This is a genomic window from Actinomadura geliboluensis, assembly GCF_005889745.1.
Lineage (GTDB): Bacteria > Actinomycetota > Actinomycetes > Streptosporangiales > Streptosporangiaceae > Spirillospora > Spirillospora geliboluensis.
Window position 1 is genome coordinate 1 of the sequence record NZ_VCKZ01000018.1, and the last position, 22,108, is coordinate 22,108.

At 73.9% G+C, this 22,108-nt stretch carries 21 protein-coding genes; 14 read left to right on the forward strand and 7 right to left on the reverse strand.

Going from position 1 to position 22,108, the window contains the following annotated elements:
* Both ETD96_RS04700 and ETD96_RS04705 read left to right on the forward strand, forming a co-directional pair.
* The coding region (locus ETD96_RS04700; RefSeq protein ID WP_138634605.1) for an MlaD family protein at positions 1 to 294 on the forward strand (294 nt) is incomplete at its 5' end.
* A 6-nt stretch (positions 295 to 300) separates the two neighbouring features.
* A complete protein-coding gene (locus ETD96_RS04705; RefSeq protein WP_138634608.1) occupies positions 301 to 2,274 on the forward strand; it encodes an aconitate hydratase in 1,974 nt (657 codons plus the stop codon).
* A gap of 12 nt (positions 2,275 to 2,286) precedes the next feature.
* On the opposite strand, the gene ETD96_RS04710 is transcribed toward ETD96_RS04705, so the two are convergent.
* Both ETD96_RS04710 and ETD96_RS04715 read right to left on the reverse strand, forming a co-directional pair.
* Positions 2,287 to 2,685, reverse strand: a complete 399-nt coding sequence (locus tag ETD96_RS04710; protein ID WP_240807234.1) for a DUF2795 domain-containing protein — start codon at positions 2,683 to 2,685, stop codon at positions 2,287 to 2,289.
* A gap of 79 nt (positions 2,686 to 2,764) precedes the next feature.
* Positions 2,765 to 4,159 carry a cytochrome P450 gene (locus ETD96_RS04715; RefSeq protein ID WP_138634614.1) on the reverse strand — a complete coding sequence of 465 codons (1,395 nt, stop codon included), beginning with the start codon at positions 4,157 to 4,159 and terminating at the stop codon, positions 2,765 to 2,767.
* Positions 4,160 to 4,305: 146 nt separating this feature from the next.
* On the opposite strand from ETD96_RS04715, the gene ETD96_RS04720 reads away from it, so the two are divergent.
* Complete coding sequence (locus ETD96_RS04720; RefSeq protein WP_138634617.1) at positions 4,306 to 4,494, forward strand: DUF5302 domain-containing protein; 189 nt, start codon at positions 4,306 to 4,308, stop codon at positions 4,492 to 4,494.
* Positions 4,495 to 4,551: 57 nt separating this feature from the next.
* Here ETD96_RS04720 and ETD96_RS04725 read toward each other — a convergent pair whose 3' ends face one another.
* The 3 genes from ETD96_RS04725 to ETD96_RS04735 all read right to left on the reverse strand — a co-directional run bounded on the left by ETD96_RS04725 (position 4,552) and on the right by ETD96_RS04735 (position 7,283).
* On the reverse strand, positions 4,552 to 5,190 hold the full coding sequence (locus tag ETD96_RS04725) for a pyridoxamine 5'-phosphate oxidase family protein (RefSeq protein ID WP_138634620.1): 639 nt from the start codon (positions 5,188 to 5,190) through the stop codon (positions 4,552 to 4,554).
* 68 nt (positions 5,191 to 5,258) lie between these two features.
* Entirely contained in the window at positions 5,259 to 6,296 is a 1,038-nt protein-coding gene (locus ETD96_RS04730; RefSeq protein ID WP_138634623.1) for an MBL fold metallo-hydrolase, read from the reverse strand.
* An 81-nt stretch (positions 6,297 to 6,377) separates the two neighbouring features.
* Positions 6,378 to 7,283 (reverse strand): hypothetical protein, encoded by a 906-nt coding sequence (locus tag ETD96_RS04735; protein ID WP_138634626.1) that lies wholly within the window; start codon positions 7,281 to 7,283, stop codon positions 6,378 to 6,380.
* Between the two features lie 103 nt (positions 7,284 to 7,386).
* On the opposite strand from ETD96_RS04735, the gene ETD96_RS04740 reads away from it, so the two are divergent.
* The 3 genes from ETD96_RS04740 to ETD96_RS04750 all read left to right on the forward strand — a co-directional run bounded on the left by ETD96_RS04740 (position 7,387) and on the right by ETD96_RS04750 (position 9,927).
* Positions 7,387 to 8,028 carry a PadR family transcriptional regulator gene (locus ETD96_RS04740; RefSeq protein WP_138634629.1) on the forward strand — a complete coding sequence of 214 codons (642 nt, stop codon included), beginning with the start codon at positions 7,387 to 7,389 and terminating at the stop codon, positions 8,026 to 8,028.
* A 142-nt stretch (positions 8,029 to 8,170) separates the two neighbouring features.
* The gene (locus tag ETD96_RS04745; RefSeq protein ID WP_138634632.1) at positions 8,171 to 9,154 is read left to right on the forward strand and encodes an ABC transporter ATP-binding protein; all 984 of its coding nucleotides are present in this window, start codon (positions 8,171 to 8,173) and stop codon (positions 9,152 to 9,154) included.
* On the forward strand, positions 9,151 to 9,927 hold the full coding sequence (locus tag ETD96_RS04750; protein WP_138634635.1) for an ABC transporter permease: 777 nt from the start codon (positions 9,151 to 9,153) through the stop codon (positions 9,925 to 9,927). The genes ETD96_RS04745 and ETD96_RS04750 overlap by 4 nt, the downstream gene beginning before the upstream one ends.
* Positions 9,928 to 9,997: 70 nt before the next feature.
* Here the strand turns inward: ETD96_RS04750 and ETD96_RS04755 are convergent, their stop codons facing one another.
* On the reverse strand, positions 9,998 to 11,299 hold the full coding sequence (locus tag ETD96_RS04755; protein ID WP_138634638.1) for a M20/M25/M40 family metallo-hydrolase: 1,302 nt from the start codon (positions 11,297 to 11,299) through the stop codon (positions 9,998 to 10,000).
* A 225-nt stretch (positions 11,300 to 11,524) separates the two neighbouring features.
* On the opposite strand from ETD96_RS04755, the gene ETD96_RS04760 reads away from it, so the two are divergent.
* From ETD96_RS04760 to ETD96_RS04795, 8 genes are read left to right on the forward strand one after another with little or no spacing between them, the layout of a single operon-like run.
* Positions 11,525 to 13,132 (forward strand): peptide ABC transporter substrate-binding protein, encoded by a 1,608-nt coding sequence (locus ETD96_RS04760; RefSeq protein WP_138634641.1) that lies wholly within the window; start codon positions 11,525 to 11,527, stop codon positions 13,130 to 13,132.
* A 6-nt stretch (positions 13,133 to 13,138) separates the two neighbouring features.
* Positions 13,139 to 14,065: an ABC transporter permease gene (locus tag ETD96_RS04765; RefSeq protein WP_138634644.1), complete on the forward strand. Its 927-nt coding sequence runs from the start codon at positions 13,139 to 13,141 to the stop codon at positions 14,063 to 14,065.
* Positions 14,066 to 14,072: 7 nt separating this feature from the next.
* A complete protein-coding gene (locus ETD96_RS04770; protein ID WP_138634647.1) occupies positions 14,073 to 15,053 on the forward strand; it encodes an ABC transporter permease in 981 nt (326 codons plus the stop codon).
* Between the two features lie 6 nt (positions 15,054 to 15,059).
* Positions 15,060 to 16,085: an ABC transporter ATP-binding protein gene (locus ETD96_RS04775; RefSeq protein ID WP_138634650.1), complete on the forward strand. Its 1,026-nt coding sequence runs from the start codon at positions 15,060 to 15,062 to the stop codon at positions 16,083 to 16,085.
* On the forward strand, positions 16,069 to 17,088 hold the full coding sequence (locus ETD96_RS04780) for an ABC transporter ATP-binding protein (RefSeq protein WP_138634654.1): 1,020 nt from the start codon (positions 16,069 to 16,071) through the stop codon (positions 17,086 to 17,088). Before ETD96_RS04775 ends, ETD96_RS04780 begins: the two co-directional genes overlap by 17 nt.
* Positions 17,089 to 17,131: 43 nt before the next feature.
* A complete protein-coding gene (locus tag ETD96_RS04785; RefSeq protein WP_138634657.1) occupies positions 17,132 to 17,992 on the forward strand; it encodes a spermidine synthase in 861 nt (286 codons plus the stop codon).
* A gap of 17 nt (positions 17,993 to 18,009) precedes the next feature.
* Positions 18,010 to 18,783 carry an SDR family oxidoreductase gene (locus ETD96_RS04790; RefSeq protein WP_138634660.1) on the forward strand — a complete coding sequence of 258 codons (774 nt, stop codon included), beginning with the start codon at positions 18,010 to 18,012 and terminating at the stop codon, positions 18,781 to 18,783.
* A gap of 60 nt (positions 18,784 to 18,843) precedes the next feature.
* Positions 18,844 to 20,853 (forward strand): ATP-binding SpoIIE family protein phosphatase, encoded by a 2,010-nt coding sequence (locus tag ETD96_RS04795; RefSeq protein ID WP_240807236.1) that lies wholly within the window; start codon positions 18,844 to 18,846, stop codon positions 20,851 to 20,853.
* A 34-nt stretch (positions 20,854 to 20,887) separates the two neighbouring features.
* On the opposite strand, the gene ETD96_RS04800 is transcribed toward ETD96_RS04795, so the two are convergent.
* The gene (locus tag ETD96_RS04800) at positions 20,888 to 22,033 is read right to left on the reverse strand and encodes a VldE C-terminal domain-containing protein (protein ID WP_240807238.1); all 1,146 of its coding nucleotides are present in this window, start codon (positions 22,031 to 22,033) and stop codon (positions 20,888 to 20,890) included.
* Positions 22,034 to 22,108: the final 75 nt, after the last annotated feature.

Genomic DNA, 22,108 nt, shown 5'->3' on the forward strand with positions numbered 1-22,108 from the left:
GCTCGGCCGGGCCGCGACCCCGGCACGGTGCTGACCGCCGAGTTCGGCCGCGCCGGGCAGGGCCTCGGCGCCGGCGCCCCGGTGAAGATCCGCGGGGTGACGGTCGGGTCGGTGGCGGACGTCGCGCCGGACGGCTACATCGCCTGGGCCACCGACGAGACCGCCCCCGACCGGCGCGCCGCCGAGATCCGCGACGCGCTGGGCCACTGGTGCGGGCCGCCCGCCGACCGCGCCGTCCACGAACCCCGCCGGATCGGGAGCGTCCCGGGCGACGGCAAGGAGCAGAGGAGCTGAGAGAGCATGGCAGACGGCACGGGGGGCCGTAACGTCGCCCGCAAACTGATCGCCTCGCATCTGGTGAGCGGCGAGATGCGGCCCGGCGCCGAGATCGGGATCCGCGTCGACCAGACCCTCACCCAGGACGCGACCGGCACGCTGGTGATGCTGGAACTGGAGGCCCTCGACCTGGACCGGGTCCGCACGGACGTGTCCGTCCAGTACGTCGACCACAACCTGCTGCAGGCCGACGAGCGCAACATGGCCGACCACATCTTCCTGCGGTCCGCCGCCCGCCGGTACGGGCTCTGGTACTCCAAGCCCGGCAACGGCGTGTCGCATCCGACGCACATGCAGCGGTTCGGCGTGCCCGGCGCCACGATGGTCGGCTCCGACTCCCACACCTGCGCGGCGGGGTCGCTCGGCATGCTCGCGATCGGCGTCGGCGGCCTGGAGGTCGCGATGGCGATGGCCGGGGAGCCGCTGCACGTGACGATGCCGGAGATCTGGGGCGTCCGGCTGACCGGGGAGCCGCCGCCCTGGTGCAGCGCCAAGGACGTGATCCTGGAGATGCTGCGCCGGCACGGGGTGCGCGGCGGCGTCAACCGGATCATCGAGTACCACGGGCCCGGCCTCGCCGCGCTGACCGCGATGGACCGGCACGTCATCGCCAACATGGGCGCCGAGCTGGGCGCGACGACGACGGTGTTCCCGGCCGACGAGCAGGTCCGCGCGTTCCTGCGCGCCGAGGGCCGCGAGGACGACTTCACCGAGATCACCGCCGACCCGGACGCGTCCTACGACGTCACCGAGGAGATCGAACTGTCCGCGCTGGAGCCGCTGATCGCCCGCCCCAGCTCGCCCGGCGACGTCGTCCCGGTGCGGGAGGTCGCGGGGGAGGAGGTCCACCAGGTCGTCGTCGGCTCGTCGGCGAACCCCGGGCTGCGCGACTTCGCGTCCGTCGCGGCCATCGTGAAGGGCCGCCAGGTGCACCCGCGGGTGTCGCTGGACGTGAACCCGACGTCCCGGCAGATCCTCGTAGACCTCACCCGGATGGGCGCGACCACCGACCTCGTGCAGGCCGGCGCCCGCATCCACCAGACCGGCTGCATGGGCTGCATCGGCATGGGGCAGGCGCCCGCGATCGGCCGCAACAGCCTGCGGACCATGCCGCGCAACTTCCCCGGCCGCTCCGGCACCAAGGACGACCGGGTCTGGCTGTGCTCACCGGAGACCGCCGCGGCCGCCGCGCTCACCGGCCGGATCACCGACCCGCGCGACCTCGGCACGGACCCGCCGGCCGTCCGCCTCCCGGCCGCCTCCAGCGTCAACCGCGACATGCTCGAAGCGCCGCCGCCCGAGGACGAGGCCCGCCGCGTCGAACTGGATAAGGCGCCGAGCATCGGCGTCCTGCCGGAACTGGACCCGCTCCCCGACGAACTGGAGATCCCCGTCGCCATCAAGGTCGGCGACGACGTGTCCACCGACGAGATCCTGCCCGCGGGCGCGCGGGCCCTGCCGTTCCGCAGCGACATCGCCCGGCTCGCCGACTTCGCCTTCGTCCAGCTCGACGAGGACTACCCCGACCGGGCCCGCGAGACCGGCCCGCACGCCGTCGTCGGCGGCCGCAACTACGGCCAGGGCTCGTCGCGCGAGCACGCCGCCATCGCGCCCCGCCACCTCGGGCTGCGGCTCGTCCTCGCCCGCGGGTACGCGCGGATCCACTGGCAGAACCTCGTCAACTTCGGGATCCTGCCCCTCGAATTCACCGCCGAGGACGACTACGACCGCGTGGAGCAGGGCGACGTGCTGCGCGTGGAGAACATCCGGGACGCCCTGAAGGCCGGGACCGAGATCGACGTCCGCAACACCACCAAGAACGAGACGTACCGGGCACGGCACCGCCTGTCCCCGCGCCAGCGAGACCTGGTGGCCGCCGGCGGCCAGATCCCCCTTCTCCGCACCCGCACCCGCACCCGCAGCCCTCGCCAGTCCTAGCGGAGGTGGTGGTTAGTAGCGGCGTTCCTCGCGGCCGTAGCCGAGTTCCTCGGCGATGTCGGCGACGTTCTCGTACTCGCGTTTCGGGAGGGTGCGGAGCTGGTCGACGGCCTCGTCCGGGGCGCCGGCCTCGGCGGCGTGGCGGACGAGTTCGTTCGGGCGGGCCGGGTAGCGGACGCCGCTGAGCATCCGGGCGAGGGCGCTGCGGCCCTCCACGTCCCGCGCGCTCATGCCGGGCGGGGAGCCCTCGCGGTCCCCGGCGGCGGACGCGTTCGGGTCCGCCGGGTAGTCGTCGGAGAACGGCTCGGGCTCCTTGAACTCCTCGGCGTGGGTGGAGTGCCCGCCGCTGACCATGCCGTGCGTCTCGCGGCCGATCTCGTCATCGGCCCTCGGTCCGTGCTTGTCGCTCATGTCTGGCATGGGAAGAGCGTTCCCGGGCGGCCGTGTCCAAACATGCGGCCGATCTTGGACGGCCCCGTGCCCGGCCGGGCTAGGACCGGCGGATGAGCCGCAGGACGCGCCGCGCCAGCGAGTTCTCGGCGGGCTCGTCCGGTGCGGTGTCCTCCGCGGCCTCCTCGGCGGCGGGCGGGGCCGGGTGCGGCTCGGGCGGCGGACCGGCCAGCTCGTAGTTGACCGGCAGCGACCGCAGGCCCCGCATCAGCGGGGACGACCGCCAGGGGAGCTGGTCGGCGGGCAGCGCGAGCCGCAGCGCGGAGAACCGGTCGAACAGCCGCTCCACGGCGATCGTCGTGATGGTGGTGGCGAGGTCGCGGCCGAGGCAGGCGTGCGGGCCGGCGCTCCAGGCCAGGTGGGCGCGGGAGGAGTAGATCGAGTCCGGCGCCGTGGCGCCGGTGAACGCCGGATCCAGGTGGGCGGCGGCGGGCGACACCATGACCGGGTCGCCGGCCGCGATCTGGAACTTGCCGAGCCGGACGTCCGCCTTGGCCCACCGGAACGACAGGTTCGCCATCGGCGGGTTCGCCGCCGCCGCCCGGTTGATCGCCTCCTGGATCATGCCGGCGGACATGCTGTCGCGGGCGCCGGTGTCGCCGATCAGCACCTCGGTGATGGTGTTGCAGATCAGCGTCCCGGTGACGTCGCCGACGAGCCCCGACAGCATCGCCATCTCGCGGGTGAGCTCCTCGGCGGTCAGGTCGGGGACGGCGGCGAGCATGTAGGACGGCAGGTCGGCTCCGGGGGACGCGACGCGCGCGGCGCACACGTCCGCGAACCGGGCGTGCAGCCGGTCGGACGCCTCCTGCGCGTCCGGGCCGGCGTCCATCACCCGCCACAGGTCGATGATCATCTCGTCGTCGCCGTCGGCGGCGGTGCCGAGCAGCCGGCCGATCACCATCAGCGGCAGCGGGCGCGCGTACTGGGCGGACAGGTCGGCCCACCCGGACGCGCCGCTCTCCGACAGCACGGTGATCAGCTCGTCGGCGTACCGGCGGACGGCGAGCTCGAGCGCCTTCGCCTCGGGCCGGGCGCGCTCCTGGAAGGGGCGCAGGCCCTCGCTCCAGGCGCTGCGGAGCCGGGTGGAGTCGGCGCCGTCGCGGAACGCCGAGTTGTCGGACAGCACCACCGGCAGCATCGGCCAGTCCGCCGGGACGGCGCCGTCGCGGTACTGGCGCCAGTTCTCGACGCGGCGGCTCCAGACCCCGCGGGCGTCGCGCATGATGTCGAGCGTCTGCGTGTAGCCGATCACGAGCCACGCCGGGACGCCGAGGACGTCCACCGGCGCCACCGGTCCGTACTCCGCGCGCAGCCGCTCGTAGAAGACCGCGGGGCGGGACTCGTAGTCGCGGTTCAGCAGGGGCTGGACGGCGAGCGCCTCCAGCGGGGGGTGCGCGGGTGCGGGGTCTGCCTGCGGCGTCTGGGGCTCCACGTGCACAAACCATAGGAGAGATCGTTCGCCGCCGACGCTGATTGCGGTGGAATCGCCCAAAATGATCTTTCGGACGGACCCGGATGGCCGAATCCCCGCGCGATGTGTGAGGCTGGGAGGTGCCCCTAAGAGAGCTGGAGGTCCGCATGGCCGAAACGTCAGGAGAACCCGCCGAAGGCGAGGACGACGTCAAGCGCAGGTTCCGGGAGGCCCTGGAGCGCAAGCGCGGAGCGGCGGCGAAGAACGCCGGCGCGACCGGCAGGAACGGCTCGAAGGTGCGCGGCGCGCATGACCGCGCCGACCATCAGCGGCAGTTCCGGCGCAAGAGCGGCTGACCGCGACCACCGTCCGACCCCCGCGCGCGAAGCGCGGGGGTCCTTTCGTACCGCCGGTCAGCTCCCGTAGAGCTTCTTGTCGTAGTTCGCCTCGGAGTAGTGGGTCTCCAACTGCTCCAGGGTCTCCTCGGTGTACTGGACGTCCTTGACGATCCGGGCGTGCGCCGGCAGCGACTCGGGGTCCCACGTCTCGGGCTTCCACACCTTGGAGCGCATCAGCGCCTTCGCGCAGTGGAAGAAGATCTGCTCGATGTCCACGATCAGCGCGAGCGCGGGCCGGTGGCCGCGGACGACCATCTCGTCGAAGAACGGCGCGTCCCGGACGAGGGTGGCCCGGCCGTTGATCCGCAGGGTCTCGCCGCGCCCCGGCACCAGGAAGATCAGCCCGACGTGCGGATTGCTCAGCACGTTCATGAACCCGTCGGCGCGGCGGTTGCCGGGCCGGTCCGGGATGGCGATCGTGGTGTCGTCGATGACGTGCACGAACCCGGGCGGGTCGCCCTTGGGGGAGACGTCGCAGTTGCCGTCCGCGTCGCTGGTGGAGATCAGGCAGAGCGGGGAGTGGGCGAGCCACTCCCGGTCCCACGCGTGCAGGGTGACGCGCTCCTTGTCGATCGCCCGCCGCATCGGCGCGCCGAGCAGCTCGCGCAGCTCCGCCGCGGACGTGATCGCAGTGAACTCGGGGGCGACCGTCATCGCCGCTCCTTCCGCTGGGAGACCGGCGATCAGCGTAACCCGGCGGTGCTCGGGCGCCTCCGGGCGGGTCAGCGCTTCGCGGCGTAGCGGCGGACGCCGCCCTCCTCGTGGACGTCGAGGACGCCGCGGTCGGCGAGCACGTCCAGGTGCGCCTCGATCTCCAGGACGGCCAGCATCCGGCTGAAGGCGTCCAGGTCGGCGAGGCTGCGCCGGCGGCGGGTCCACGGCATCGCCTCGGCGGCCGCGAACGCCGTGTCGCGGCCCGCCCGGACCTGCGCGGCGGCGGCGTCGAGGCGCTCGGCGTGGTGCTCCAGCAGCTCGTCGATCCGGGTGTGCACGCTCGGCTTCACCGGGCCGTGCGCGGGCAGCAGCAGCGTGTCCGGCATGTCGCGGACGAGGCGCAGCGACTCCAGGTAGCTGCGCAGCGGCTTGCGCTCCGGCTCCGTCTCCAGCCCGATGGACGGGGTGATGTGCGGCAGGATGTGGTCGCCCGCGAACAGCAGCCCGGCGGCGGCGTCCCGCAGCACGATGTGGCCGCGCGTGTGGCCCGGCGTGGCGAACACGTCCAGGTCCCGGACGGTGAGGCCGACGCGCTCGCCGTCGTCGAGCCAGGCGTCCGGCAGCGTGTGGGGGATGTCCCGCTCGGAGCGGTCCACCGGCATCCCGGCGATCTCGGCGGCCAGGGCGTCCGCGCCGCAGCGGCGCAGCATCTCGACCTGCCGGGGGTGCAGGCCCCGCCGGACGTCGAACGCCTCGATCGACGGCCGCTCGCCGCGCCCGATCCGCACCCGCGTCCCGAACGACTCGCGCAGCGCGAGGGCCTGCGAGTAGTGGTCCCAGTGCGCGTGGGTGACGAGGAACTGCGCGACGTCGTCCAGCCCGTGGCCGAGCGAGCGGAGGGCCTTCTCCAGGGTCGTGCGCGTGTCGGGCATCGCCCAGCCGGAGTCGACGACGACGGGGCCGCCGTCGTCCTCGATCACGTAGACGTTGACGGCGTGCAGCGACGGGATGGGCAGCGCCAGGGGGATCCGGTGCACCCCCGGCACCACCGGATGAGCGCCCGGTTCGGTCCAGTCAGTCGGCTGCTCCACGACCGGTGCCGTCACCGCGCGCCCCCTTGATCCTCGAATCACGTTCTACTTGAACCTACTTGATGCCGGACGCCCGCGACGCCGCCGGGGGGCCGGTCAGCCGTGCCGCGCGTCACGTTCGGCGGCGCGGCGGGCCTCGGCGGCGGCCGTGCGGGCCTCGCGCGCGGCCTCCTCCGCCCGCGCCCGGTGCTGCTCGGCGCGCTCGGCCCGGCGGGCCGCGGCGTCCCGGTCTGCGGTCGCGCGCTCCAGTTCGCGGCGGAGCCGCCCGACCTCGGCGGACGCCTCGCCGGCCTCGCGTTTCGCGGCGTCCGCCCGCTCGGTGCGCTCGGCCAGCTTGCGTTCGGCCTCCTCGGCGCGCCTGCGCAGCGTCTCGGCGCGCCGCGCCCGCGCCGCGCTCGTCCGCGTCACGGTCGGCCTCGGCCGCTCGGGCTTCTCCTTCTCCTTCTTCCTCGGCTCCGGCTCGGGCGCCTCCTCCGGCTCCGGCTCCGGCTCGGGCTTCGCGCGCTTCCTCTCCGGCGGTGCCATCGGGAAGCCGGCGGGGACGAAACCGGTGTGGCTGCGGGGCTGCGCCAGGCGTCCCGCCCGGACGTCGTCGGCGATCTCCGCGTCCACGGTCGCGGCCTGCAGCGTGTCCTCGACCTCCCGGACGGCCTGCTCGCGCAGGTCGCCGCCCGCCTCGGCCGCGAGGTCGCCCGCCGTCCGCACGAGCGAGGCGACCAGTTCGGCACGGCGCTGCTCCAGGTCGCGCAGGCCGCCGCCGGCGCCCCACGCCGAGCGCAGCTCGGCGCCCACGTCCAGCAGCCGCCCCAGTTCCCCGGCGGCGGAGCGGCTGAGCAGGTTCACCGCCCAGGCCGACAGCGTCGGGCGGCGCAGGGCGCCGATGCGCTTGGCGAGGGCGGCGTCGCCGGCGTCCTTGGCCTCCCGCGCGAGCCGCTTGCGCGTCTCCACGAACCGCGCGGGCGGCACGCCGTAGAGCTCGTCGGCCGCGCTGCTGAAGTCCACGCCTGGTCTCTACCCCGCGGCGCGCCGCCCGGATCGGGTCTGGACGGGGCGGAGGCCGCGACCTATACTCGCAAGCGAGTATTCGTGGACGAGGAGGCCGGGGATGGCCAAGCGGCGCAAGGTGGGCAACCTCCTCGGCCTCGCCGTGCTGTCGACGGTCTCCGCCAAGCCGATGCACCCGTACGAGATGGCCGCCGTGATGCGCGCCCGCGGGAAGGACCGCGACATGGACATCAAGTGGGGGTCGCTCTACACGGTCGTCGGCAACCTGGAGAAGCACGGCTTCCTGGCCGTCGAGGGCAGCGTCCGTGAAGGGGCGCGGCCGGAGCGGACCGTCTACCGCATCACCGACGCGGGCGCGGCGGAGCTCGCCGACTGGGTCCGCGAGCTGATCGCCGTGCCCGAGCGCGAGGTGCCGCGGTTCGAGGCGGGGCTGTCGGTCCTCGGCGCGCTCGGCCCGGACGAGGTCGCCGTCCTGCTGCGCCGCCGCCTCGACGCGCTGGAGCGGCAGATCGCCGCCGACGAGGAGGGGCTCGCGACCGCCGAGGTGCCGCGCATCTTCCTGATCGAGGAGGAGTACGACCTGGCGATCAGGCGCGCCGAGGCCGCGTGGGTGCGCGGCTTCCTCGCCGAGATCGAGGACGGCACCCTGCCGCACCTCGACATGTGGCGCGCCTTCCACCGGACCGGAGAGCTGCCGCCCGAGATCGCCGAGATGGCGGAGAGGGGAGCCCCCCAGGAGTAGCGCGGGAGCGGCCCGGCGGCGGTGCGGCAACACCGCCGCCGGGCCGGAGAACCCACCACCGAAGATCCGCACGGAGCGGGCCCTGGCGGCGAGCACGCATCTCCAGCCTATCCGGGACCCCTCCGTCGAGCACGGAGGAACCATGGCGCACGCCATCGAGGCCGAGGGCCTCGTGAAGACCTATCCCGGCGACGTCCGGGCCCTGGACGGGCTGTCCCTCACCGTCGGCCAGGGCGAGATCGTCGGGCTGCTCGGCCCCAACGGGGCCGGCAAGTCCACCACCGTCAAGATCCTCACCACGCTGATCAGGCCGGACGCGGGCACCGCCGCCGTAGCGGGCCACGACGTGCTGCGCCGGCCCGACCGGGTCCGCCGGCTGATCGGGGTCGTGGCGCAGAAGTCCGGCGCCGACCCGGAGGCGAGCGGCCGCGACAACCTCGTCCTGCAGGGCCGCCTGTACGGGCTGTCCGGCGCGCGGGCGCGGCGGCGGGCCGCCGAGCTGCTCGCCCGCTTCGGCCTGGACGACGCGGCGGCGCGCCGCGTGAAGACCTACTCGGGCGGCATGCGGCGGCGCCTGGACGTCGCGCTCGGCCTCGTCCACCGCCCGCGGGTGCTGTTCCTCGACGAGCCCACCACCGGCCTCGACCCCGAGGCGCGCGCCGCCCTGTGGGCCGAGATCGGCCGGCTCGCCGGCGACGACGCCCTCGCGATCCTGCTGACCACCCACTACCTGGAGGAGGCCGACCGGCTCGCCGGGCGGGTCGCGATCGTCGACGGGGGCCGCGTCGTCGTGACGGGCACCCCCGACGGGCTCAAGGGCGAGCTGCGCGGCGACGCCGTGCACGTCGCCTGGCCGGAGGCGCCTCCGGAGCCGGTGGTGCGGGAGGTGCTCGGCCGGCTCCCCGGCGTCCGCGAGATCGTCCTGGACGGCCCGCGCCTCAGCGCCCGCACCGGTGACGGCGCCGCCGCAGTCCCGGCCGTCCTCGCGGCCCTCGACCAGGCGGGCGTCCCCGCGGCGACCGCGACCGTCGCCCGGCCCTCGCTCGACGACGTCTACCTCCGCTACGCCGGGCGCCGCCTGGCCGACGCCGAGGCCGAGCCCGCGACCGCGGGAGGTGCCCGATGACCGCGCTGGTGACCGGAACCTGGTGGATGACCCACCGGCGCCTGACGGCGCTGCTGCGCAACCCCGCCGTCCTCGTCATGACGCTGGCGCAGCCGATGATCTGGCTGTTCCTGTTCGGCGAGCTGTTCAAGCGGGTCGCCGAGCTCCCCGGGTTCGGCGCCCAGTCCTACCTGGACTACATCGTCCCCGGCGTCGTGGTCATGAACGCGGTGTCGCTGAACTCCTTCGCCGGGATGGCGACGATGGACGAGATCGAGCGCGGCACCCTCGACCGCTTCCTCGTCACCCCGGTGCGCCGCGGCGCGATCGTGCACGCCGGCGTCGTCGAGCAGGCGCTCAGCACGGCGTTCCAGTCCCTGGTGATCGTCCTGCTGGGCTGGGCGGCCGGCGCGGACTACCCGGGAGGCCCCGCGGGCCTGGCCGTCCTGGTCGCCGCCTCGGTGCTGATCGGCGTCGTCCTCGCGGCCCTGTCGAACACGCTCGCGCTGCTCGTGCGCGACCGCAACACCATCATCGGCCTGAACGTGATGCTGCTGCTGCCGCTCACGTTCCTGTCCTCGGCGTTCATGCCCGCGAACCTGATGCCGTCCTGGATCGGGCACGTGGCCGCCGCCAACCCGGTGAGCTGGGCGCTCGACACCGCCCGCGCGGCCCTGTCCGCCGACCCGGACTGGCCGTCGGCCGCCCTGCACGGCTCCTGGCTGCTGGCCCTGGCCGCGGCGACGGTGGCGCTGGCGACCTACTCGGTGAGGAGCTACCAGAAGTCCCGGTGACCCGTCCGTGCGCAGGCCCGGTCGTGCTCGCACGACCGGGCCGCCACTCCGCCCGCCTGCGCGCCGGGGATCAGCGCGTGTCCAGGAAGTGGTCCAGGACGCGGGTACCGAAGGCCAGGCCGTCGAGGGGGACGCGTTCGTCCACCCCGTGGAACATGCCGAAGTAGTCGAGGTCCGGCGTGAGGCGCAGGGGCGCGAAGCCGTAGCTGGTGATGCCGATGCGGTGGAACGACTTCGCGTCGGTGCCGCCCGCCATCACGTAGGGGACGGGGTGGGCCTGCGGGTCCTCGGTGCGGAGCGCCTCGGCGAGGGCGGTGAACGTCGGGCCGGCGGGGTCGGCCGCCGGGGCCTCCTCGTAGTTGATGAACTCGCGGGTGACGCGGGGGCCGAGCAGCCGGTCGATCGTGGCGAGGAACTCCTCGCCGGTGCCGGGCAGGTAGCGGCCGTCGACCTGCGCGGTCGCCGTGCCGGGCACGACGTTGACCTTGTAGCCGGCGTCCAGCCGGGTCGGGTTGGCCGAGTTGCGGATCGTCCCGGCGAACAGGTGGCCGGCCCGGCCGAGCCGCGCGGCCTCCGCGTCGAGGCGGTCGTGGTCGATGGTCGTGCCGAGCGCCTTCGCGAGCCCGTCGAGCAGCGCGCGGACGCCCGGCGTCAGCCGGACGGGCCACTCGTGGGCGGCCAGCCGCGACACCGCGTGCGCGATCTCGGCGACCGCGTTGTCGGGCGCCGGCTTCGACCCGTGCCCGGCGGTGCCGCGCGCCGTCAGCTTGAGCCACGTGGTGCCGCGCTCGCCGGTCGCGACCGGGTAGATCCGCCGGCCGTCGGCCTCCACGCTGAACCCGCCGGACTCGCTGATCGCCTCCGTGCAGCCCTCGAAGACCTCGCGATGCTCCCGCACCACGTACCGCGACCCGTAGTCGCCGGTGCACTCCTCGTCGGCGAGGAACGCCAGCACCAGGTCGCCGCGCGTGCGCCGCCCCTCGCGCAGCCGCCGCCGGACGACCGCGAGCGTCATCGCGAGGCTGCCCTTCATGTCGACCGCGCCGCGCCCCCACACGCACCCGTCCCGCACCTCGCCGGAGAACGGCGGCACGGTCCAGTCGGCGGCGTCGGCCGGGACCACGTCGAGGTGCCCGTGGACCAGGAACGCCGGATGCGACGGGTCGGTGCCGGGCACGCGGGCGAGGACGCTCGCCCGGCCGGGCGCCGACTCCACGACGCGCGCCTCCACGCCGACCTCGTCCAGCAGCGCGGCGACGTGCTCGGCCGCCGGGCGCTCCGGACGGGCGACCCCTTCGCCCCGGTTGGTGGTGTCGAAGCGGATCAGATCAGCACAGATCCGGCCGGCCTCGGTGTCCGCCCCGTCCTCCATCGCACCTCCGATTCGCGACGAGGCTTCATTTTCCCCGGGGACCGCCCCGTGTCAACGGAGTGGCGGTGTGTCGCACGGGGAATCGGAGAAGCATGATCAAGAACGTCTCGATCCGGTTTCGACTCCGTCAGCGCTGTGTGCAAAACGTCACCGCGAGTACGACCCTGCCAACAATCGAGGTGCGGCGGGCGGCCAAGAGCCCGTGGACCGGGGCCGAGGAGGAGCATGACCAGCCAATGGGGTGTGCGGTGGAAGATCGCGGGCGCCGTCGCGGTGGCGCTCACGGCGTCGCTGGGGCTGTCGGCCTGCGGCGGCGATGAGGCGGGGGCGAGCGACGGGACGTTCACCGTGGGGCACTCCGAGCCCGACCACCTGGTGCCCGCCAACACGACCGGCAGCTACGCCTTCGACGTGATCACCGAGCTGTTCGACAACCTGATGACGCTCGACCAGGACGGCAAGGCGGTGCCGCTGGCCGCGGAGTCCGTCACCTCCGGCGACCAGAAGGTCTGGACGGTCAAGCTGCGGGCGGGGCAGAAGTTCCACAACGGCGAGCCGGTGACCGCGCAGAGCTTCGCCGACGCGTGGAACAACGCGGCGTACGGCCCGAACGCCATGGGGGCCAACTCCTACTTCTCGTACATCAAGGGCTACGAGGAGATGAACCCCGAGGACGAGAACGCCAAGCCGAAGGCCGAGAAGCTGTCGGGGCTGGAGGTCACCGGCGCCGACACGCTCAAGGTCACGCTGAACGCGCCGTTCAGCCAGTTCCCGCTGCTGCTGACGTACCCGGCGTACGCGCCGATGCCGAGCGCGGGCCTGAAGGACCTGAAGGCGTTCGAGGAGCACCCGATCGGCAACGGTCCGTACCAGATGGACGGGAACTGGGAGCGCAACAAGCAGATCAAGCTGGTCGCCTACCCGGGCTACGCGGGGCCGCGCAAGGCGAAGAACAAGGGCGTGACCTGGAAGAGCTACTCCAACGCCGACACCGCCTACACCGATCTGCGGGCGGGCCGGATCGACGTCCTGCAGACGATCCCGTCGGCGAAGGTCCCCGAGGCCAAGCGGCTGCTGGGGGACCGGTTCCTCGCCCGGAAGATGAGCACCACGGACTACCTGGGCTTCCCGGTGTTCGACAAGCGGTTCGCCAACCCGGACCTGCGCAAGGCCATCTCGATGGTCATCGACCGCCAGGGCATCAACAAGGCGGTCTACAACGGCGACTACTTCCCCGCCGACTCGCTGATCCCGTCCATCATCCCCGGCCACCGTCCCAACGCGTGCGGTGAGCTGTGCACCTACGACCCGGCGAAGGCCAAGCAGCTGTTCGACAAGGCCGGCGGGTTCAAGGGGACGATGGAGCTGTACTTCTCCAACGCGCAGCCGACCTACGCGCAGTGGATGCGGATCATCGCGAACTCGCTGCGCGACAACCTCGGCATCACCGACGTCCAGTTCCGGCAGGTGCCCGCGTCCGACTACTTCTCGATGCTGCGCGAGCGCAAGGAGAAGGGCCCCTACCGGCAGAACTGGGAGGCCGACTACCCGAGCCCGCAGAACTACCTGGAGAACATGTGGGGGTCGGCCGACAACCGCATGGGCTGGAAGAACCAGGAGTTCGACGACCTCATCGCCAAGGCCAACCGGGCCGCCGACCAGCAGCAGGCGCTCGCGCTCTACAACCAGGCCGAGGACATCGCGATCCGGGAGATGCCGATGATCCCGCTGTGGACGTGGGCGGGCGAGGGCGGCCGCTCGAAGAACGTCGAGAACGTCACGATCACTCCGTACTCGACGGGTCTGGTCGCCACCGACGTGACGGTGAAGTAACCGGCGATGTGGAGGTACGTCCTACGGCGGCTCTTGCAGGCGGTCCCCGTCTTCTTCGGCACGACGCTGCTCATCTACGTGATGGTGTTCGCGCTTCCGGGCGACCCGATCCAGGCGCTCGCCGGGGACAAGCCGGTCCCGGACAACGTCCTGCAGACGCTCCGGGACCGGTACAACCTCAACGACCCGCTGCTGGTGCAGTACGGGAAGTACATGTGGGGCCTCGCCCAGGGCGACCTGGGCGAGAACTACACCGGCCAGAGCGTGTCGGAGATGCTCAGCGGGCGGTGGACGGTGACCGCGCGGCTCGCCCTCACCGCCTGGATCTTCGAGCTGGCCATCGGGATCGCGCTCGGCGTGTGGGCGGGGCTGCGCCGCGGCCGGTTCGCCGACACCCTCGTCCTCGGCGGGACGACGCTGGTGATCGCGGTGCCGGTGTTCGTCCTCGGGTACGCCGCGCAGCTGCTGTTCGGGCTGCACTGGCAGATCTTCCCCACCGCCGGGACGGACGAGGGCTGGCCGGTGAGCTACCTGCTGCCGGGCATCGTGCTCGGCTCGCTCGGCCTGTCGTACGTGGCGCGGCTGACGCGCACGAGCCTGTCGGAGAACCTGCGGGCCGACTACGTGCGCACCGCGAACGCCAAGGGCCTGTCGCGGGCGCGGGTGGTCGGCCGGCACGCGCTCCGCAACTCGCTCATCCCCGTGGTGACCTATCTCGGCGTCGACTTCGGGAACCTGATGGGCGGCGCGGTGGTGACCGAGGGCATCTTCAACCTGCCGGGCATCGGGCAGCAGGTGTTCCAGTCGATCCAGCTGAAGGAGGGCCCGGTCGTGGTCGGCGCGGTCACCGTGCTGGTGCTGATCTTCCTGCTGGTCAACCTGGTCGTGGACCTGCTGTACGGGGTGCTCGACCCGCGGATCAGGTACGAGTGAGGCGCGCATGAAGATCGAGGACGCGGGCCCGCCGGGCGCCGAGGCCGAACCGGCGCCCGACGCGGCGGGGGCGCTCACCGCCGGGACGAGCGCCGCCGGGACGAGCGCGGCGGCGGTCGCCGCCGCCGGCGGCGGGATCGGCCGGGCGTCGCTGTGGGACGACGCGTGGCGCGACCTGCGCCGCCGCTGGGTGTTCTGGATCTCGGTGACGATCCTGGCGTTCGTCGCGGTGATGGCCCTGCTGCCGCGGCTGTTCACCGCCACGGCCGTCAACCAGGGCTGCGATCCGAACGCCGCCAAGGCCGGCCCGTCCGGCGACCACTGGTTCGGCACCGACCTCGCGGGCTGCGACTACTACGCGCACGTCGTGCACGGCGCCCGCCCGACGCTGCTCATCGGCGTCGCCGTCACCCTGTTCGCGCTGCTGATCGCGATGGTGTTCGGGCTGCTGTCGGGGTACTACGGCGGGATCATGGACGCGGTGATCGCGCGGCTCACCGACGTGTTCTTCGGGCTGCCGTTCGTGCTGGGCGCCACGGTGATCCTGGTGGCGTTCCCCTCGCACGGCGTGTGGGCGATGACGCTGGTGCTGGTGCTGCTCGGCTGGACGACGATGATCCGCATCATGCGGGGCCAGGTGATCTCCGTCCGGGACGCCGACTACGTGCAGGCGGCGCGGCTGCTCGGCGCGTCCGACGCCCGGATCATGGCCCGGCACATCCTGCCGAACGCGATCGCCCCGGTGATCGTGGTCGCCACCCTCAACGTCGGCAACGTGATCGTGGGGGAGGCCACGCTGGACTTCCTCGGCGTCGGCCTGCAGTACCCGGAGGTCTCCTGGGGGCTCCAGCTGAACCAGGCGAAGGACTCCTTCATCGACCACCCGCACCTGCTGGTCTTCCCCGCCGTGTTCCTGTCGGCGACGGTGCTGAGCTTCCTGATGCTCGGCGACGCCGTCCGCGACGCCCTCGACCCGAAGCTGCGGTGACCCTGAATGCTCACGGATGTGAAGGACGATGCGCCCCCCGCGCCGCCGCCGCTGCTGAGCGTCGACGACCTGCACGTGGTGTTCCGCGTGCGCGGCCGGGACGTCCGCGCGGTGAACGGCCTGTCGTACAGCCTCGACGAGGGCGAGACGCTCGCGATCCTCGGCGAGTCGGGGTCGGGCAAGAGCGTCGCCGCGCAGGCGGTGATGGGCATCCTCGACTCCCCGCCCGCCCGCGTCGAGCGCGGGTCGGTGCGGCTGCGCGGCGAGGAGCTGCTCGGCCTGCCCGAGCGGCGCCGCCGCGGCTACCGCGGCGACCGCGTCTCGATGGTCTTCCAGGACGCGCTGAGCGCGCTGAACCCGGTGTTCACGGTCGGCGACCAGCTCCGCGAGATGTACCGGGTGCACCGCGGCCTCGGACGGCGGGCCGCCCGGGACAAGGCCGTCGAGCTGATGGAGCGGGTGCGGATCCCGTCGGCGGCCAAGCGGCTCGGCGACTACCCGCACCAGTTCTCCGGCGGCATGCGCCAGCGCATCATGATCGCGATGGCGCTGGCGCTGGAGCCGGACGTGCTGATCGCCGACGAGCCGACGACCGCGCTGGACGTGACCGTCCAGGCGCAGATCATGCGGCTGCTCGCCGGGCTCCAGGAGGAGCTGCGGATGGGCATGGTGCTGATCACCCACGACCTCGGCGTCGTCGCCGGCGTCGCGGACCGCATCGTCGTCATGTACGCCGGGTCCGTGGCCGAGCAGGCGCCCGCCCGGGAGCTGTACGAGCGGCCCGCCCACCCCTACACCAGGGGCCTGCTGGCGTCGGTGCCGCGGCTGGACCGGCGCGGCGCGCCGCTCGTCCCGATCAAGGGGGCGCCGCCGGACCCGGCCGCGCTGCCGCCCGGCTGCCCGTTCCAGCCGCGCTGCCCGCGCGCCGAGGCGGTCTGCGCGGCGGAGCGGCCGCCGCTCACCGCGGTCGCGCCGGGCCACGCGGCCGCCTGCCATTTCGCCGCGGAGGTGCACGGTGCCGGACCCGAGTGAACCGCCGATCCTCCAGGTGGAGGGGCTCGTCAAGCACTACCCGGTGACCCGCGGCGTCGTGCTCAAGCGCGCCGTCGGGCACGTGAAGGCCGTGGACGGCGTCGACCTGGAGCTGCGCCGCGGCGAGACCCTCGGCATCGTCGGCGAGTCCGGGTGCGGGAAGTCGACGCTGGCGAAGCTGCTGCTCGCCGCAGAGCGGCCCACCGCCGGGACGGTCCGCTTCGACGGCCGGGACGTGTTCGCGCTGCGCCGGGCCGAGCTGCGGGCGCTGCGCCGCCGCATCCAGCTGGTGATGCAGGACCCGTACTCCTCGCTCGACCCGCGGATGACGGTCGGCGACATCGTCGGCGAGCCGTTCGCGATCCACCCGGACGCCGCGCCGAAGGGGGAGCGCCGCGCCCGCGTCCAGGAGCTGCTGGAGCTCGTCGGCCTCGACCCGGGGCACGTCAACCGGTACCCGCACCAGTTCTCCGGCGGGCAGCGCCAGCGGGTCGGGATCGCCCGCGCCCTCGCGCTGCGCCCCGACGTGATCGTGTGCGACGAGCCGGTGTCGGCGCTGGACGTCTCCGTCCAGGCGCAGGTGATGAACCTGCTCGCCGAGCTGCAGCGCGAGCTGGGCCTGGCGTACGTGTTCATCGCGCACGACCTGGCGGCCGTCCGGCACATCTCCGACCGCGTCGCCGTGATGTACCTCGGCAAGGTCGTGGAGACCGGCGACGAGACGCAGATCTACGAGCATCCGACGCACCCGTACACGCAGGCGCTGCTGTCGGCCGTGCCGGTGCCCGACCCGGACGCGCCCGGCTGGACGGGGCAGATCCGGCTGGAGGGCGAGCCGCCGTCGCCGCTGGACCCGCCGTCCGGCTGCCGGTTCCGCACCCGCTGCTGGAAGGCCCGCGACGTCTGCGCGGACGAGACGCCCGCGCTGGAGGAGCGCGACGGCTCCGCGCATCCGAGCGCGTGCCATTTCGCGTCCGAGGCCGCGCTCACCGAGCGAACCTGACGGTCGTCCTGAGCCCCGGCCGATGTGTCCGTAGGGTGGGGGCATGGCACGCAAGCGCAGGCACGACCCCCCGCCGCGGACGTACCGCATCGCGGGCGGTGAGGCCGAGCTGCTGCGCGACGCCGACCGCGACGGCGGCTGGATGCTGCTCGTCGGCGGGGTGCCGCAGTCCTACGTGGACCTGTCCGACCCCACCTACCTCGACTTCGAGTACATGCGGCTGATCGGCGACGTGGTCGACTGCGCCGCCCTGGACGGCGAGGCGCTCGACGCGGTCCACATCGGCGGCGCCGGCTGCACGCTGCCCCGCTACATCGCCGCGACCCGGCCGGGGTCGCGGCAGGTCGTGCTGGAGCCGGACGCCGAGCTGGTGCAGCTCGTCCGGGAGCGGCTGCCGGTGAAGGGCGTCCCCGGGCTGCGGATCCGCGTCACCGACGGGCGCGCCGGCATCGCGGCGCTCGCCGACGACGCCGACGACCTGGTGGTGATGGACGCGTTCGCCGAGGCGTCGATGCCGCTGGAGCTCGCCACCCGCGAGTTCGTGCTGGACGCCGCGCGGGTGCTGCGGCCGGGCGGCGTCTACGTGGTCAACGTCGCCGACGGGTTCCGGCTGCCGTTCGCGCGCCGGGTGGCCGCCACGGTCGGGTCGGTGTTCCGGCACACGGTGCTGCTCGGCGACCCGGGGGTGCTGCGGGGCCGCCGGTTCGGCAACCTGATCGTGGCCGGGTCGCAGGCGCCGCTGCCGGTCGCCGAGCTGACCCGCCGCGCGGCGGGCGGCATCGTCCGGGCCCGGGTGATGGACGGCGGCGACCTCGCCGCGTTCTGCGCCGGCGCGGCGCCGCTGCACGACGGCGAGGAGATCGTCGCGCCCGTCCCGCCGCCGCAGGTCTTCGGGAGTTCCTGACCGATCAAGGAGGCACCATGATCCTCGTGACCGGGGCGAGCGGCACGCTCGGCCGGGTGGTCGTGCGGCGGCTGGCGGAGGCCGGCGCGGACGTGCACGGGCTGAGCCGCCGCGAACGCGCCCCCGAACCGGGGCTGACCTGGCACAAGGGCGATCTGTGGAAGGGCGAGGGCGTCGCCGCGGCGGTCGCCGGCGCGGAGACGATCGTGCACTGCGCCAGCGACCCGTTCCACCCCAAGCGGGACCTGCCCGCCGCCCGGCGGCTGGTCGAGGCGGCGCGCGGGGAGGGCGCCCCGCACCTGGTCTACATCTCGATCGTCGGCGTCGACAAGATCCCCTACGGCTACTACCGGACGAAGCACGCCGTGGAGCGGCTCATCGAGGGCTCCGGCCTGCCGTACACGATCCTGCGGACCACCCAGTTCCACACGCTGCCCGACGCGGTCTTCAACGTCCTCACCAAGATCCCCGGCGTGGCGGTCGTGCCGAAGGGGCTGCGCGACCAGCCGATCGACGTCGCCGAGGTCGCGGGGCGGCTCGCCGACCTGGCGCTCGCGGCCGGGCCCGCGCGGCGGGTCGACGACATGGGCGGCCCCGAGGTGCTCACCGTCGAGGAGATGCTCGGGGACTACCTGGCGGCGCGCGGCCTGCGGCGGCCGGTCACGGTGCCGCTGCCGCTTCCCGGAAAGGTCGGGCGCGGGTTCCGGGAGGGCCACCACCTGGTCCCCGGACACGCCGCCGGGAAGCGGACCTGGAAGCAGTTCCTGGACGAGGCCCACGCCCGGGGTTAAGGACGGATCTCCCCGCCCGTATCGGCCGCATCCGGCCGTCCGATGTCCCATAATCGAGCGATGGAGTCGTCCACCCGAATTCTCATTCTCGGCATGGAATCGTCGGGGAGAATTCTCCAGTTCGAGCGCAACGCCGCCGCCGTGCTCTCGCGGAACGCGGACGACCTGCGGGGCGCCTACCTGGACGAGGTGATCCCCGGCGCGCGGGAGCCGCTGCTGGAGGCGCTGAAGGCCGGCCGGGAGCGCACCGCCATGCTCGCCGTGGAGACCCCGGCGGGCGGCACGCTGGACGCGGTCGTGACCGTCCACCCGATGAGCGGCGGCGCGCCCGACGCCCCGGGCCTCGCCGCGCTCGCGGTGATCCGGGTGCCGGTGCCGCTCGCCGACCGGTTCGTCGACCCGGCCGTCATCCGCCGCGCGCTGCTGGACGACGCGCTGCCCCGCATCGGCTCCACCCTCGACCTGGAACTGCTGGCGCGCGGCCTGATGGACGTCCTCGTCCCGCATTTCTGCAACTCGGGCGCGCTGCTGCTGGCCGAGAGCCACATCGACGCCGACGAGCCGCCGGAGGGCCCGGACGGGCCGCAGCTGCGCCGGATGGCGATCGGCTTCGACGACGAGGACCCGGCCTGGGACGCGACGTTCCCCACCGGCGAGTCGCTGGTCTACCCGCCGGGCACGCCGCACGCGCTGTGCCTGGAGTCCGGCGAGCCGGTGCTGCGCGCCCTCGGCGGCGAGGGCGCGGCCCGGCTCGCGGGCGCGTGGCGCCGCCCGCCGGTCGCCGAACTGCTCAAGGGCGCGTCGATGCTGTTACTCCCGATCGCGTCCGCGGCGGGCGTGCTGGGGTTCTTCGTCTGCACCCGCAACGCGGCGCACCGGCCGTTCGACGCCTACGACGTCGAGATCGGGATGGAGTTCGCGAACCGGGCGTCGATCTTCGTGGAGAGCGCCCGCCAGTACTCGCGGGAGCGCGCGACCGCCCTCACCCTCCAGCGCAGCCTGCTGCCGACGGGCCTGTCGGCGCCGTCGACGGTCGAGGTGCACCACCGCTACCTGCCGGGCAGCCGCCGCATCGAGGTCGGCGGCGACTGGTACGAGTCGATCGCGCTGCCCGGCGGCCGGGTCGCGCTGGTGGTCGGCGACGTCGCCGGGCACGGCGTGAAGGCCGCCGTCACGATGGGCCGCCTCCGCACCGCCATCCACACCCTCGCCGGGCTGGAGCTGCCGCCCGCCGAGGCCCTGGAGCGCCTCGACTCCCTGATGCGCACGCTCGGCGAGCGCGAGCCGCACTTCGCCACCTGCGCCTACGTCGTCTACGACGCGGTCAGCGGCCGGTGCGAGGTCGCGAGCGCCGGGCACCTGCCGCCGCTGCTCGCCCCGCCCGGCGCCGAGCCGGAGTACCTGCCGGTGCCGCCCGCGCCGCCGCTCGGCGTCGGCGGCGACGGCCCGATCGTGACCCGCGAGTTCACCGTCGAGGACGGCACGCTGCTGTTCCTCTACACCGACGGGCTGGTGGAGAACCGGGCCCGCGACATCGACGACGGGCTCGCGCGGCTGCTCGCCACGTTCGGGCCCGGCGCCGCCGCCCGCCCGCTGGACGACCTGTGCCAGGCGGCCCTCGACGGCGTCTACGACGACGAGCACCGCGACGACATCGCGATGCTGGTGGCGCGCCTCTCCCGCATCCCCGCCGACCACCACGCCACCTGGGAGCTGCCCGCCGAGCCCGCCGCCGTCCGCCGCGCCCGCGGCCTCGTCCGCGACCGGCTCGCCCGCTGGGACCTCGACGACCTGACCCACAGCACCATGCTGCTGGTGTCGGAACTCGTCACCAACGCGATCCAGCACGTCGGCGGGCGCGTCACGCTGCGGCTGGTGCGGGAGGGCGGCCTGGTCTGCGAGGTCGCCGACTCCTCCGACGGGCGCCCCCGCATCCGGCTGCACGACGACGAGGACGACGCGATGGAGTCGGGCCGCGGCCTGCACGTCGTGGGGCGGCTGGCGCAGCGCTGGGGCGTGCGGCGCACCGCGGGCGGCAAGGTCGTCTGGTGCGAGCAGGAGCTGTCCTGACGCTTTCCCCGCGCCGCGCGGCGGCCGGGCGCGGCTAGCGCAGCACCGAGATGTGCACGTGGTCGTAGTGGTTCTGGGTGATGCTGCCGCGGTCCTCCATCGGCCGCCAGCCGCCGCCGCGCACGTTCCAGATCTGCTGCTTCCAGATGACGTAGGAGATGCCGAGCCGCCGGGCGTTCGCGACCGCGTACCGGGCGACCTGGTCGCCGTGCCGCTGCGCGCCGGCGCTCGGCATCCGCCCGCCGGTGCTCTCCATGAAGTCGCAGGCGCGGCCGTCGCCGTGGTCCTGCGGGTCGCCGGTGGAGCGGTAGCAGCCGATCACCGGGAACGGGCCGAACATGCCGGCGATCTCCAGCAGGACGGTCCGCATCGTGGGCGTCATCCTGTTCCCGGTGATCGGGGTGCGCTCGCCGGCCGCCCCGTCCGGCCGGCCCGTGACCTGCGGGAGGCCCGGCCGACCCGGCCGGCCCGGCTGCGCCGCGCGCTTCTTCGGCGGCGGGGTCAGCGTCGCGACCTTCGTCCCGCGCGGGAGGACCTTCTGGAGCCGCTTGGCGAGCTTCGCGTGGTCGGCCTTCGGGGCGCTGATGACCAGGCCGTTGCCGTCCGGCAGGCCCAGCGCGCGGGCCTGCTCGCGGGACACGACGGCGTCGATGTCGCCGATGCCCATCGTCGCGTAGGCGCCGACGCGGACCTGCCCGGGGGCGCTGCTGCGGCCCGCCTGGACGACGGAGCCGAGCGGCAGCGCCCCGTCGCGGCTCTGCTCGAACGACACGGCCAGACCGCCGGACGCGACCGTCTGCCACAGCTGGTCGGACTCGGCGGTCGCCTCCGGCACGAACGCCCGGAACGCCGACGGGTCGACGCCCAGCAGGCCCATGCGGCGCCCGGCGACGCCGACGCGGGCGGCGTCCACGACCGTGAGCCGCGCGACGCCCTTCAGCCGGCGGGCCCGCTCGACGGCCGCGGGCGGCAGCGGGGTCGTGCCGGCGACCAGCAGGTGCGGCGTGTAGCGGCGGGTCAGCGGGGCCACGGCCGGGGCCTGCGGCGCGGCGCCCCGGTCGACCGACACCAGGTCGCCGGACGCGGCGGGCCGCTCGTCCTCCAGCCGCCCGGACGCGATGACGGTGATGTCGGCCGCGAGCGTGCCGACGACCGCCGCCGCGATGACCCCGGAGAGCACTCTTCCACGCCGCAGCATCCGACCCCGATCCCCTCGCCGTCCCTGGCCGCATCGTAGGGGAGCGGGCCGCCGCGC